12 protein-coding genes are annotated in these 13,583 nt (G+C 63.7%); 3 read left to right on the top strand and 9 right to left on the bottom strand.

What is annotated here, in order from left to right; genetic code table 11:
- Positions 1–277 precede the first annotated feature (277 nt).
- The 8 genes from ACLJRL_RS15850 to ACLJRL_RS15885 all read right to left on the bottom strand — a co-directional run bounded on the left by ACLJRL_RS15850 (position 278) and on the right by ACLJRL_RS15885 (position 9,036).
- A complete protein-coding gene (locus tag ACLJRL_RS15850; RefSeq protein WP_410656886.1) occupies positions 278–736 on the bottom strand; it encodes a hypothetical protein in 459 nt (152 codons plus the stop codon).
- Positions 733–1,359 carry an RNA polymerase sigma factor gene (locus tag ACLJRL_RS15855; RefSeq protein WP_410656937.1) on the bottom strand — a complete coding sequence of 209 codons (627 nt, stop codon included), beginning with the start codon at positions 1,357–1,359 and terminating at the stop codon, positions 733–735. Before ACLJRL_RS15855 ends, ACLJRL_RS15850 begins: the two co-directional genes overlap by 4 nt.
- A gap of 458 nt (positions 1,360–1,817) precedes the next feature.
- On the bottom strand, positions 1,818–2,693 hold the full coding sequence (locus tag ACLJRL_RS15860) for a hypothetical protein (protein ID WP_410656887.1): 876 nt from the start codon (positions 2,691–2,693) through the stop codon (positions 1,818–1,820).
- Positions 2,694–3,998: 1,305 nt separating this feature from the next.
- Entirely contained in the window at positions 3,999–5,387 is a 1,389-nt protein-coding gene (locus ACLJRL_RS15865) for a hypothetical protein (protein ID WP_410656888.1), read from the bottom strand.
- 395 nt (positions 5,388–5,782) lie between these two features.
- The gene (locus tag ACLJRL_RS15870) at positions 5,783–6,874 is read right to left on the bottom strand and encodes a helix-turn-helix domain-containing protein (protein WP_410656889.1); all 1,092 of its coding nucleotides are present in this window, start codon (positions 6,872–6,874) and stop codon (positions 5,783–5,785) included.
- Between the two features lie 15 nt (positions 6,875–6,889).
- Entirely contained in the window at positions 6,890–7,486 is a 597-nt protein-coding gene (locus ACLJRL_RS15875; protein WP_410656890.1) for a hypothetical protein, read from the bottom strand.
- 326 nt (positions 7,487–7,812) lie between these two features.
- The gene (locus ACLJRL_RS15880) at positions 7,813–8,445 is read right to left on the bottom strand and encodes a hypothetical protein (protein WP_410656891.1); all 633 of its coding nucleotides are present in this window, start codon (positions 8,443–8,445) and stop codon (positions 7,813–7,815) included.
- 273 nt (positions 8,446–8,718) lie between these two features.
- Positions 8,719–9,036, bottom strand: a complete 318-nt coding sequence (locus tag ACLJRL_RS15885; RefSeq protein WP_410656892.1) for a hypothetical protein — start codon at positions 9,034–9,036, stop codon at positions 8,719–8,721.
- A gap of 115 nt (positions 9,037–9,151) precedes the next feature.
- Here ACLJRL_RS15885 and ACLJRL_RS15890 point away from each other — a divergent pair, with 115 nt between their 5' ends.
- Positions 9,152–10,270, top strand: coding sequence for a hypothetical protein (locus ACLJRL_RS15890; protein ID WP_410656893.1), 1,119 nt, complete (start codon positions 9,152–9,154; stop codon positions 10,268–10,270).
- A 158-nt stretch (positions 10,271–10,428) separates the two neighbouring features.
- On the opposite strand, the gene ACLJRL_RS15895 is transcribed toward ACLJRL_RS15890, so the two are convergent.
- Positions 10,429–10,632: a cold-shock protein gene (locus ACLJRL_RS15895; protein ID WP_044855193.1), complete on the bottom strand. Its 204-nt coding sequence runs from the start codon at positions 10,630–10,632 to the stop codon at positions 10,429–10,431.
- Between the two features lie 538 nt (positions 10,633–11,170).
- Here ACLJRL_RS15895 and ACLJRL_RS15900 point away from each other — a divergent pair.
- Positions 11,171–11,485: a hypothetical protein gene (locus ACLJRL_RS15900; RefSeq protein WP_410656894.1), complete on the top strand. Its 315-nt coding sequence runs from the start codon at positions 11,171–11,173 to the stop codon at positions 11,483–11,485.
- A gap of 47 nt (positions 11,486–11,532) precedes the next feature.
- On the top strand, positions 11,533–13,583 hold a 2,051-nt coding region (locus ACLJRL_RS15905), incomplete at its 3' end, for a tetratricopeptide repeat protein (protein ID WP_410656895.1).

The following is a 13,583-nucleotide window of genomic DNA, read 5'->3' on the forward strand; positions in this document are numbered from 1 at the left end:
GCGTCACGCCAGGGCCTGGTGCAGGTGAGGGCGACTGCTGCGATTACCGCCTGCACGGTCAGCAGCGGGCTCGCGCCCAGCCGGAAAAGGACTTCCCAGGTCGGCCGCGCATCAGGTTCGCTCCACGCTCGCAAGGTCGTGGCGACGCGGTCCAGGCCGAGCAGAACTGGATTATCCACCGCTGCGGGCACGGCGAGAACCGTGACCAGCAGTACTGCGGGCGCAGCCGGCACCAAGAGCCGGTGCGTTACACCCTGCTGCATCAGGGCGGCCTGTTCTACTGGGGGGTGCTCGCCTCGAACGAGAAATCGGTTGCGGGTGTGCTGAAGATCGTGTGTGTCTTGTCGCTGCGACGCAGTAATAGCTGGGTTAGGCCGCAAGGAAGGTGATCGAAATCGAACCTGCCGAGCTCGTTGGCGACTGTCGATACCGAGGCGTGACCCTCGACCCGTGCTTCGATGTCGTAGGAGGTCGCCGGCGCCACCCAACCGTTGACCTGGCATAGCGCCCCTGCGGGGTTGACGGCGATCATGACCGTGACTTCGTCACCTGCGAATGTGATCGTCGGAAGTCTCCCGGTGCGCCTGAGAGGGGTCACGATGCTGGGCTCCTTAGCACCGCTCAAGGCAAAGGTGACTCGGTCGGCAAGTTGACGATCGCGGTCCGAGTTCCCAAACAGGTCAGCAAGCACTCCCACCAGTTGAGCATCACTATCTGAATGTGCCGGGCGCATCATGACTCCTTGCCTTCTTGCGCGAGCAAGTCTCGCATCGCTTCGAGACAGCGACCTCGTGCGGGCCCAACGCTGCCGCGAGGCATGCGCAGTGCATCCGCTACCACCGCGTACTCCGCCCGGCCAGCCAGCACGGTAAGCCGAAGCAGCTGCTGACAGCGCGGGGGCAGTTTCAGAAACGCTTTCCATACCCTCCGGTCTCGCTCCGCCTTGAGCCGCTTCTCCTCCGTGTCCTCCGGCGCTTCGGGGGCTTCGGGGGCTTCGGGGGCTTCGGGGGCTTCGCCGAATGTGTTAGCGATATCCGAACTCACAGAACTGGCGTTCCTGGAAGGGTTTTGCCAGACGCGGTACGCCTCTCGACGTGTGGTGGTGATCAACCACGCGGCGAGACGCCGTGGAGTCGCGAGCCGGTCCAACTGTGCGAACAGTGCCAGCCAAACAGTCTGCATTACATCTTCGCTGGCTGTGCGATCAAGCCCGCAGCCACGAGCCACGTTCCACACCACGGGAGTGAATTCGTGCACCAGCCCCTCCATACCGGCTCGATCACCTGCTCGAGCCGCACGCAGGAGGCGTTCCTGCCGCGTTTGGTGCTCTGACTCGGCTAGTTCTTGCGCCCTTTGGATGTGCTTATCAACGCGCACCGCGTCGCCCTGACTGAGCGTCGGTGGTGAAGGCTTCGCTGGCGCCCTCCGCTTCTGCCCCGGCTGGCTTTCGTTCGCGGCGGATGCTCGGCTAGCGCGTGGCTTTGCGTCTCGGGCACGATCGCTGCGCGTGAGAATGTCGTCAACGATGTGTGGCGAGACGGAACGGTAGGGCTTGTGGCTGGTATCAGCCCCAAGCGAGGACTGTTCGATCAACCGGAGGTACTCGATCAGGTATGCGGTATCGGCCGAGGCGAGTTCCTCAGCGGTGCCCCCAGCCGTCAGGTAACGAGCCAGCTCAGGGTAGTTCTCTTGCACCTCGGCGAGCTTGTTCAGCACTGCGGTGCGTTCTGGATCCGGCTGTCGCTGATTGCGCCCTGCAAGCACTGCGCGTACACGCATCAGCGTCTGAGGGTTGGGAGCGGCATTTTCGGTTGTGCTCATCGCTGCCCCGGTTCCTGTTTGCGCTTGGACGCAGCAGACCGAACGCGGTAGAGCAGGCCCTCGACCGCCCGCTCGGTGGTATTGAGGTGGTCGGCGATTTCGGCGAACCTCTCGTCGAGAAACACACGCCGAGCTGCTGCTTCTCTACCGGTTGGCTTCGCCGCCGCCAGTGCGTCGTAGACGACGTGCTCGCTGGCGACGATTTCAGCAGGGTCGGTGGTGGTACTCAGGGCTGCGTTGGTGACGGTGTCGAGTTCTGAGGTGAACCCGTAGGTGTCGGTGCCGGCCCACCTACGGTGTTCTCGCAGCCAGCGCCGGAATACGTTCGGAAACGCGTTGATACAACCGCCGACGAAGTAGGTCTTCAGGCTGGCGCCTGCCTCGTCGTTCCATACTCCCGGCACCAACACGTGATCATGAAAGATATTCAGCGCGATTGCGGCGGTCTCGGAGGCGAGATCGACACGGTCACCCTCATCGACACTGAGATGTCTGCGCTCGGCATCACTGCACTTCAGCGGTCGCCCTCGTTGAGCGCAGCAACTGAAAACCCGGCCCGTCCGAATCCACGACTTCAAGACCGGGAAACCATACGCCGCAAGCTCCCCTCGAAAAATCTCATACTCAGTGCCAGCGAAGCCCTGACGGACCAGCCGCCTGTACAGCGCACGATCAGCTTCGCGACGAGCCATCGCCGTTGCCGCGGTAACGGCCTCGCGTGACTCGGCAGGAAGCAGACCGATGCCTGACTCGAACTCCGTCAGCAGCGTCGCCACCGAGCCCAGCAGATCGGGCCCTGACATCTCGGGTTTTAGGTGATTGAGAGGCCGCGACGGGCTCTGCTTCGCTCCATGCGCCTGCTCACCACCCATCTCGCTAGCTCCTTCAGCCTCCGTTCCAGCTCCGCCGGAACGTCCCTTTAACTTGACACAACTAGGTGTTAGGTCCGGCTCTCCGGCTTACCCCACGAAATTTTCCCAACTTTTTCGCATCGCACCGCAACAGACTGCTCCCTGGGCAATCGTCACTGGTAGGAGGCTTATCGCGGGCTGTGGTGCGACACGGCATCGCTCGGATCTAGGAGACTCTTCAGGATCAGCGGTGCTGAGCGATAGCCGATCTCCAGTCGCCTCCGCGACGATTAAGGTCTTGATCGACGGCAGGTGAAGCGATCTACGGGCTAGACGTCCCCCTCACCTTCAGACCTACCTGGCCTTCGCAGCCTGATTCCGGCGTAGACGGCGTATGCCGCTGTATCCCAGCCCCCCGGCGGCGACAGCGCCAGCGGTGATCTGTGCGACCGCGTTCGTGAGCATCTGATGCAGAAGTGGGCCAGCCCAGCTGGTCAAGGCAACTATGGCGCAGAGAAGCGCGACAAGCACCATGCCCAGCCCGATCAAGACGTCGCGGCGCACCGCCGGGTCGCGCACCCAGCCGTCGATAAGCGCCCATATCGACGCTGGCGCCACCCTGCTGACAACGGTCTCGTCGTTAGAACTGGGGGCGCGTCCGGGGCATCGGGCTCTGGACGACTTCGTCGTTCCGTTGTGGCGGCGCCCGCGGTTGTCGGGATCGTTCATGTTTGGTCTGTAGGTGCGCATGTGCTGATCAGCCCATGGAGAAAATTCTTCGGAGAAAGCCGTGGGGTCGTGGAGTGCGCCGAGCCTAGAATGAACCATGGGTAGGGGTTCCGGCGAACGGCGCCCGACGATCACTCTGCTGCTCGTGGCGATCGAGTAATCGACGTACCGGTGCCAGCCCGGGACTCCCGGGCTGGCACCAGACACACTCACCCGCCCGCCGAGGACCGTTAGACGACGTAATCCTGCGACCTGGCCGCCGACCGGCGAGACCGCTTACGACGCGACCGCGACAACGACCAGCTGGCGCTGCGCACCAACTCATCTGAACGCCACGTCCGGCTGGCCGCGTTGCGAAGCGCGATGCCGCCGAGTGGGCTGACCTCCGTGGCGTAACTCGACCTCACCCGAATGCACCCAGCACCATCAGGATTCCGCAACGAGCCGTGGCTCCTCGTCCACGCCATCGTCTGCTCCGGCACTGCCGCTGGCCCTCACGTGCTCGCGACACCGGTGGCATGATCTGCGCGCACGGAGGTCCTGCAGTCTTCCGACTGCAGGACCTCCACCAGCGGATAACAGGTCACGCCACGACCGTCAGGAGCACCCGTCAGTCGCCCAATTTTGCCTATTCAGCGCTGGTCCAGTCACGTCGTTGTAGATACGTGCAGCGAGCCTGGTGTCGTCCTGCAGTGTCGCCGAAATTGGCCGCCGAGACTCGTAAAACCGGTGGCGCTTCGATCGAGGAGCCCTTTTCGGTCGCTTCGCCCGTTTGATCTCATCGTCGGTTAGTGGGACGGCGGCCATCTCGCGGAGCACGTCGCGCACGCCGTCGATCACGTCCGCAGCTGTTCGCGTCGTCTTCTTCCAGCTCACCGTCGGCATGTCGTGACCAGCCGAAGCGTCGGGATGACCGATGAAGGCCCGGTAGAGGCCGACGAGGTCGTCTCCACCTCGGGGGGTCAGATCGCCGTCCGCGAACACCTGGCCGCCGGCACGCAGCAATTTACGGAAGGCGCCCAGAGGGAGCGCCTCGGGCGCCTCGATCAGTCGTTTGCCCACGCCGGCGAGGTTCTGCGAGTCGCTGACCCAACTCGGCAGGTCGTCGACGGTGGTGCTTAGCAGCGCAGCACCGGCGATATAGGGCAGGATCCGCTCGAGGACCAACTCGCCACCGAAGGTTTCCATCCGGAACGGGTAGCCCTGCAGTTCTCGATCCCACGTCATGGCAACCAGCACAGTCTCTGGATCGGCCACGATCTCGCCCGCCTTCAACACCGCCCGTACGCGCGTGTCCTCAGCGCGTTGCTGCCCCGCACGCCGGTTGGCGTCCGCCCGATGTTCCTCGCAATAGCGCTTGCCGTCCTCGGCGGGACTGAACGTCAACGTGGAGGTGGTGCCGCAATTCGCACAGGTCCGCTGGCGTTGCCACCGCCGCTCCTCGGCAGGCGTGCGGGCTTGTTTCGGTTCGGCGTCGGCGATGGCATAGAGCAGCTTGTCGGGTTGCCTGTACACCTTCTTCGTCGCGATAGGCGGCTGCCCTAGGCGTGGCTTCAGCAACATCCGATGCAACTCCGGACCTGTGGCGAGAACACCAGGTACCTGATCGGGCTGGTACCACGGCCGGCCGTCCGGGCACCGTCCGTCATGACGCGCCGCCGCGGCGGCGACGTCGGCAAGTGAGGGCGCCAGATTCCAGGTTTTGTCATCAGCGATTTCGATGACACCACCTGCCGGCGTTCCCTCAAACGGAGACAGCAGCGCCACGCGCCAACTGAAACCGCTAGTACCGCTCTGGACACTGGAGATCACGACGCCATCTACGGAGCCGTTCTCCGACACGCCTGAGCGCGTCAGAGTCAGCTGGACGCCGCACAAGATGTTCGGGTTCGTCAGCTTCGCCACCGCATGGTGCTCTTCAGACGTGCCGACCTGGGAAGGGAGCTTCCTCAAGGTTTTGGTGTAGGACTCGCCCGTCTGCTTCATCTGGGCTCGGATATAACGCCTACGTGACCGCGTGGTCATGGTTGCATTCTCCCGGCAGGCGCCCACTCCCCTGCGATTCGGGTTCGAATGTCATGTGAGGCGCGAGGCTGACCACAGCCTCTTGTCCTCGGTCGTGCGGGTGTTGAGTGGGCAACACTGAAGCACTCGGAGAGTGGCCCCGCCTAGCGGCCGGACACGATCTTACTCGCATCCTCGATCGACCTCGCCAACCGCTACGGCTACGTAGGCTGCTAGTCCACTGCGGGCACGAAGACATGCGGACGAGCTGGGCGGAGAACCCGGGAGCTCGTTCTCGGCCTCTAGCCGCCGCGAGTCCCGGACCTGGTTGTCCTGGACCGCCTCCGCAGAGCACGACGCCGCATGGGCGAGCGTACTTAGCGCACGATCTTCAACTTCGACGATAGCGAAGTTGTATCGTCCGCTGCTTTGTGCTGTGGCAGCCCAAATTTAGCTCCGAAGCGCTGAGGTGTCATGCGTGCAGACTCAGCTAGGTCGTCGAGGGTGTACTCGTGGGTCGTCCGATGGACGTCGATGATCCGTGTCAGGAGTGTGGGTTGTTCTGGCGGCAGTTGGTGGTCCACGGTTTGACGCATCAAACCGTGACTGTTGAGAAGTTGATAGAAGGACCGTTGTTGGCGTTCGGAGATACAGCCGAGGTCGGCTGCGCGATGCACGAAGAAAGGCACGCTAACCTTCCAGTGCATCCGTAGGTCGATGAGCTTGCCCAGGTCGCGTGTGGTGATGCCGGCGAGGTGCGGGTAGATCTCGTCGGCTGGCGCGAGAAGTTCGGCGGCGAACTCATTTGCCTCTTCTTCGGCGTCGGCTCCGCTGTAGCGCTCGTGAAGTATCAAGTGGCCAAGCTCATGGGCACGAGTCAGCCGGTCACGATCTACGGGCATGCCTTTGTTGTAGGCGGTGACGTGCCAGCCTTCCTCGCAGCGACGGGTGACGGCGTCGATCTTGCTTGGCGCACTGCACGGGATCAGGAAGATCCCAGCTGCTTCAAGGTAGGCGGTGAGATCAGGAATCGGCCCTGTGGGGATACGCCATAGCCGTCGAATCAGACGCGCTGCTTCGGCAGGACTGTCGATATCGTCAATGTCGAGTGTCGGCAACGGCAGGGACGGCTCATAGTCAATGCCGCTCAGCAGGCCTCGGACCGTGAGATAGCTGAGGTGAAGTTTGGCTTCCATACGACGCCGCTCAGTAACTGGCAGCGTTTTGCGTCGACGGAAGTGCAGGTCTTGAGCTTCGCCACCGCGCACTGGGGCCTGCTCCTCTAGCAGCGTGACGGGGCAGTCCAACGCGTTCGCAATGAGCCGAACCACCTCGTCGCTGGGGTCTCGTACACCAGCTTCGATCATCGAGATGAAACCCTGGCGGACCCCTACCGCTTCTGCGAGGTGCGTCTGCGTCATGCGCCGTAGTTCCCGCACGAGCGAGATCATCTGCGGGTTGGCCGACACACTCTCACCTCTTCACTAGTCGGACGACGCAAGCGTGGGCCGTGTGCCTGCCTGCGGGATTGCCGAGGCGATCTTCGCTGGCGGCACGACAGTGGTGGTGAGCGGGGTCGGAGTCTTAGTAACAGACCACGGCACGGGAACGACGATGTCCCACTTGTGCTCGCCGTTCATCTCGCAGAGCACCTGGATGCTCTCGACGGCGGTCTCTGTGGAGTCGAGCACGTATCCACACCGAGCCCACGTTCCACTGGGCATTCCCGGCAGGGTGAACAACGCGGCATCCTCTTGGCCCCAGATACGTAGCTGGCGCTCATTTCGGGGTGCCGGGACGATCCCGGGCTCGACCTTGCCCAGCCTCAGTTTCAAGTCCCCGCTTGCGAACACGAGGACCGGCCGTCCGTACTCGAAGACGACCTCGCAGCCGCCGACACGCTCGAATCGGCGCGTGATCTGGTCTTTGATGAAGTCACTGACCGCGATCGCCCGCGCCCCACGCCCGAGCTGTATCCGCACTCCAGGAGCGGCCGCTCCGAGCTGGTTCCAGGTCGCCCAAGCCTCTGAGATCACAATCGCAAGGAGCTTGAGGTACGGGCGAAGGACGCGGCGGGCCACGCGCCGAGCCAGGATCCCATCCTGTGTACGTCGCGCATGCGCCACGCTCACCACCACCTGTCGCTATAGCCTGGCAAATATCACCAGGAAGATAACAGAATGTCGACTCCGTTGGCCGTCGACACTCCGATGCGCCACGCAGCCGCACGGGATTGCCGATCACTTTCACTGCTCCGACCGGAGAGGACGGCCCGCGGGCTGCAACAAGGCGCACCTTGAGGATGGCGAGCCGAGCGGCGTTCGCCGCTCCGGCCCCGCCTCGGCGGCAAGACTTTGAGGACATGCGGGGAGCCCGCCCGCGAGGACGGGCTCCCCTGGCTGGGTGATTACGCGGCATTCCAATAGCTTCGATAGGCCGCCGCCTGCGCCTGGAGGTAGCTATCGAGTGCGTCACGGTTGGTGTTGCCGTGCAGCTTGAAGGCCATTCCTCCGTCGCGGCGCAGGTCCCAGACCAGCGGCACGGCTCCGGGCAGTGCGAGGTCGACGGCCAACTCCATCATGCGAAGCACGGCGTCGCTCCCGTCCTGACTGAGCGGGTGCTGCTTCGCGTGCGGCATAACGTAGAACAGCTTTCCGTTCTTCAGCCGCACACCGAGGGCGTTGCGAAGTGCGACCGTCAGGTCCGCGTCCTCCCAGGTCGCAGGGTTCACACGAACACCGGTGGCTCCTGCGGGAAGCAGCTTCAGGAAGCCGGCCGCAGCGTCGCGGAAGGCATCCCCCTTCGCTGTGTTCTGCGCGGCCGCCCGTTCGACTACCCGCTCGAGGTGCGCCTGCGGATCCGGGGCGTTGAGGGCTCCGCGTAGGGCTCGATAGAACGGGCCGTAGTACGACCACGCTGGCGCGCCGCCAGCGTAGAGCTTCTTCTGCTCTGCCACGACGTTGCTTGCCTGGCGCGCGGTGGCGCCAATGAATCCGGCAAACTGGATGCCGCCGATCTCGATCATCTTGTCTTCTGACATGCGTAAATCTCCTAATCAGTAACCTAGGAGCACTCCACGCACGACGTTCGTGCTCTCAGTCACAACCGGGTGAACCCGGTTGACCAACCACCCTGGGGGCGGTTACCTTACTAGTGACGAGCTAGTGAGACTGATAGAGTGCAGACATCTGTATACACAGATGTCTGCCAAGTATACCATTTGCGTCCCGTGCGGTGCAACCGCCGGGGCGCTTTTGTGTCCGGTGACGCTGACATGGCACCCGTTTGGCCTAGCTTGCGCCCTACGGCGGTTTCACCACAGCAGGACGTCATGTAATCGTGTTGCGGCCGCGACTGCGCCAGTCAGCGCCGTGGCGCCCAATGCGATGCGAAGCACCAGAAGGGCGTCGCGTCGTCGCAACGGGTCCGTCTGGAACAGCGCGACACCGGAGGCAGCGGCAGTGACCGACAGCAGCGTGCCGCCGGCGGCGATGGTCAGAACAGTCATGATCGAGAAGTCCTTGATCTTCGGCTTGAGCTCCGGCAGGCTCCTTGCGAGCCGGAGATCTCTACTTTGACCTGGAAAAACGCGGTTGTCACCTCGGGCTAATTGACGGATAGACTGCTCCAAAGAGTGTTAACCTTGGCAGCTCTATGGAGCGGTCTATCCGTACCCGTCTATCCGCGCAAATTCGTCACGATGATCATGGGTGGCGCGTTGTTGATCATGATTCGAGGTGGCCGTGGTGACGAGCACGCCGAGGACAGTTCCGGACCGAATCGAGAAGCGCATCACGCGTCTGGAGAGCCTGCTAGACCTGCCTCCCCGGGGTGGCGCCAGCGCTCTTCAGGTCGGCATTGAAGCCCGGCAGGCATTACTGGCCGCGCGCACGTCGGACGACGCTCTCCGCGAGATCCGGCTACGTACGAAGTTTCTCGCCAAGCCCTCTGAGGTGGCTGGCCCAACGCGAATCCAGCACGTCAGCACCTCAAAAGGAGCAGCCCTCAAAGTTTTACTGCTGGCTCTGTTCGAGCTGCAGGCCCGATCGCCACGCCCCTCCGGTGCGTCCCTTATTCCCCGGACCCAGCTGGCACTGGAAAGAGAGACACCCGACGCTGGCATGCCCAGCGGTGAACGGCCGAGCTGGATCAACCTCGCCGCTTTGCCCACGGCAGATGCGACGCGCCGGTCAACTCATGCCAGTTCTCGGAGGCGCAACCGACTTCGACAACTGCACTCAGCACTCGAGCGGCTCGACCAGCTCGGACGCATCGAGCTGAAGAAGGCACCGGGTGAGCACCATCGGTACGAGTCGTTCCGGGTCTTGGACGAGGGACGTGCCAACGACAGCTCGCAAGGATTGACCAGGTATACCGTCCCAGAATTCGGGCGCGGCCGGGAACGCCGGGAGATCACGACCATCCCGCTGGAGTTCTTCCTCCACGGCTGGGTCGACGCCCTCAACGACAACGAGATCATCACCTACCTGATCCTGCGACTCATGGCGCAAGCCCATCCCCGCGTACACGCCACATCCGGCGTATTCCTCACCAGCGGCTTCCGCCTCAGCATGTTCAACCTCGACCGAGGCTTCGAAGCTCATCGCATGCTGGCCCGATACGGCCTCATCACAACTCGGCCCGACCCACGCCGATCCGCGCGCGGGACCATTCACCAGCAACGCACGGATGGCAAGGGGAACCTGCATCAGTTCCAGCTCAACGACGCCGCGCTAAGCCAAGACGCTCCAGCACGAGTAATTACGTGCTTGCAGCGTTACGCCGACCATCTCACCCTCAACGAGTCTAGGCAGCGCGATCGGGACGAAGCCGAACAGAATCCGCCGCTCGCTGATACACACTGACGGTTCGCACGCTAAGCCTGATCGGGCCGCGCAGCTGGCTGCTCTGCTGGTCTCCGACAATGGATCACTGAGGCTGTCAGCACGCTCCCCGTTCAGAACATCGCTCGCAGCGCGGAGGTCCTTACCCGGATCGGGAAGGACCTCCGCTTACCGAGACGTCAGACCGCAGTGACGCGCTGGGCCTGTGGACCCTTCTGGCCCTGGCCGATCTCGAACTCCACGCGCTGCCCCTCATCCAGGGACTTGAAACCGTTCCCCTGGATCTCCGAGTAGTGCACGAACACGTCCGGCCCGCCACCGTCCTGCTCGATGAAGCCGAAGCCCTTCTCGCTGTTGAACCACTTCACACTGCCCTGAGCCATACACTTCTACCTGCTCTTCATCGTGCGCCAGAGCCTGACGATGCCCTGATCTTGGAGCAATTGTCGCAGGTATCAAGCCATCTGCGCACCCGTCGACCCGAGGCTGGCGCGATCACCACCACTTAGCCCATCGTGCGTCGGCGGGCACCACCTTCGCTTTGCTGGCAGGGTCTGTTATCGCAACCGGCGGAATAGCTTCATGTGCCACCGGAGACAACACGGGCCGGGAACCCCTCAGACTGTGCCTGTGCCGTCGTGGTTAAGCACTTTGCGACCTCTGAGCTTCCTCCGGTTGTCCGGGCACCCCGATCGCAGCTGTTGGCCGCTAGTGTCGGATGTTGCGTTCTGGAGTTGTCCAGCGACCTTCTGGGTTGATGTCGAGTTCACCGGGAGAGGGATCGTCGATATGGGTCTGGAAGTAGTGGTGGGGTTTCTGATCGCCTGGGCGGTCGGGAAAGCGCGACGAGCGGGGAATCACCTGGACGGGGTCGCTGACCAGGTAGTGGACGCCTCTGCGGAACGGCTCCGGAACGTCGTAATGCGCAAGTTGGGCATGGATCCCGCGGTCGAGAAGCTGCAGCTGGAAGCCGGCCAGCCCGAAGGCGTCAGCAAGCGGACACAGCAACGGGTGACACTCGCCTTGGAGGACGCGGTCGAGCAAGACACCGACTTCGCGGCTGAATTGAAGTCCGCGCTGGCGGAGGCGGCGAAGAATGGCGTGGTGGCCACGTCCGGTGGAACCGTGGTCAGCGGCCCGGTCACCGCCAGCGGACACGGTATCGCGATCGGCGCTGTCGCGCGGGACGCGAACATCAGGCAGACGCCGGACCCTCACCGGCCGGGCCGGGCATAGAGCTCCCCGCCACCGGCACCACCTCCGCTCACCCTGAAGCTTCTAGCGTGCACGCCTCGCACGGAGGCGCCGCCTTCAGCACCGTTGGCGGAGACGTTCATTTCTACCCACCCGCCGTGATTGGCGCGGCCGCAGTCGTCACCACCATCACCGACAGCACACAGGACGTGCGGGATCTGTTCGTCGGCCGCGACGAGCAGGTCAGGCAGCTTCTAAACCTGCTCGCCCCTTCCGGGCGGTGGCCGGGAACTATTGCGGTCTCGGGGATGGGCGGGCTCGGCAAGACTGCGCTGGCCAGTCACACAGCGTCAGCTGCCGCAGATCGAGGCTGGTTTCCCGGCGGTGTGCTACTCGTGAACCTGCGTGGCTACGAGCTTGACGATCAGCAGGTCATGCCTCAGCGGGTATTCGCCTCGATGCTGCAGATCCTCGACCCCGACGGCCAGGTCCCGGCCACGGTCGACGAGCAAGCAGCGGCCTACCACGTGGCCCTGAACCGGCTCGCGACGCAGGACCGACGCGTCTTGCTGGTCCTGGACAACGCCGCCACCAGCGCACAGGTCAACGACCTGCTACCGCGGCAGGGCCCGCATCGAGCGATCATCACCAGCCGAGACACCCTGGCGTTGCCCTCAGCGCGCCAGGTCATCCTCGACGTCCTGCGCGCTGACGATGCCCTGCGACTGCTGGTTGGCGGCCTTGCCCGTCGTTGTCACGACGACCGGCGAGCCGAGCTCGAACTGGATGCCGCGGAACGGCTCGCGGCGACCGTTTGCGGCGCGCTGCCACTGGCCGTGGAAATCACAGCCTCGGTGTTGGCCGACGAGCCCGGCCTGTCCATCTCCGACCTGATCACCGAGCTCACCGCAGCAGGCGGAAGCGGAGTCCACAGGCTCTCCGACGGCGAACGCATCGTCGCCACTGCCATCGACCAATCTTGGCACCGGCTACGAGCACGCCACCCCGATGCCGCACAGCTTCTGCCACTCCTCACCATCAACCCTGGACCTGACTTTCACACCGACGCTGCCGCAGCGCTCGCCGGGCGGCCGCCGGCGATCACGGTGGCCTGGCTACGAACACTGCGCCACGCCAGTCTCCTGCACCGCACCGAAAACGGGCGGTGGACGATGCACGACCTGATCCGAAGCCACGCCCGCGAGCACCTCCACCACACCGACACCACGAACCAGAGCGCGGCAACCCATCGGCTCCTCGAACACTACGCACACACCGCCGCCGCAGCGGACGATCACTTGCGATATCTCCCCGGCCATCCTGTGCCGGAGCGATTCGCCGGACGAGTAGAAGCACTCACATGGCTAGACGCCGAGCGAGCCAACCTCACCACCGCAGTCGACCTCGCCTTTACCGCACACCAATTCACCCTCACCACGCGGCTGGCCTCTTCCCTCGTCCAGTATCAAAACTGGCGACGCCACCTCGACGACTGGCTTATTACCAGCCAACACGCTCTTACCGCCGCGCAGCGCCTCGACAACCCCCAGGCACTTGGCAACAGTTGGAATAATCTCGGGAACGCTCTACAAGAATTGCGGCGCTTCGACGAAGCCGTCACCGCCCACCAAACCGCCCGCGACATCTGCCAGAAACTCGGCAACCGCCACCTCGAAGGCATGGCGTGGGACGCACTCGGGAGCGCACTGAAAGAATTGCGGAACTTCGACGAAGCCATCGCCGCCCACCAAACCGCCCGCAACATCTACCAACAACTCGGCGACCGCCACCTCGAAGGCATGGCGTGGAACAACCTCGGGACCGCCCTGCAGCAAGTGCGGCGCTTCGACGAGGCCATCACTGCCCACCAAACCGCCCGCAACATCTACCAGAAACTCGGCGACCGCCGCCACGAAGCCTCCGCCTGGCACAACCTTGGGACCGCCCTGCAGCAAGTGCGGCGCTTCGACGACGCCGTCACCGCCCAACAAACGGCCCGCGACATCTGCCAGGAACTCGGCAACCGCCACCTCGAAGGCATGGCGTGGGACGCACTCGGGAGCGCACTGAAAGAATTGCGGAACTTCGACGAAGCCATCGCCGCCCACCAAACCGCCCGCAACATCTACCAACAACTCGG

Origin of the sequence: Amycolatopsis sp. lyj-112, assembly GCF_046549055.1 — a bacterium.
Lineage (GTDB): Bacteria > Actinomycetota > Actinomycetes > Mycobacteriales > Pseudonocardiaceae > Amycolatopsis.

Bases quoted from the DNA above. Each gene is read 5' to 3' on its own strand.
- ACLJRL_RS15880 (WP_410656891.1), bottom strand. From the start codon at position 8,445: ATGTCAGAAGACAAGATGATCGAGATCGGCGGCATCCAGTTTGCCGGA.
- ACLJRL_RS15850 (WP_410656886.1), bottom strand. From the start codon at position 736: ATGATGCGCCCGGCACATTCAGATAGTGATGCTCAACTGGTGGGAGTG.
- ACLJRL_RS15900 (WP_410656894.1), top strand. From the start codon at position 11,171: ATGCGCAAGTTGGGCATGGATCCCGCGGTCGAGAAGCTGCAGCTGGAA.
- ACLJRL_RS15895 (WP_044855193.1), bottom strand. From the start codon at position 10,632: ATGGCTCAGGGCAGTGTGAAGTGGTTCAACAGCGAGAAGGGCTTCGGC.
- ACLJRL_RS15865 (WP_410656888.1), bottom strand. From the start codon at position 5,387: ATGAAGCAGACGGGCGAGTCCTACACCAAAACCTTGAGGAAGCTCCCT.
- ACLJRL_RS15860 (WP_410656887.1), bottom strand. From the start codon at position 2,693: ATGGGTGGTGAGCAGGCGCATGGAGCGAAGCAGAGCCCGTCGCGGCCT.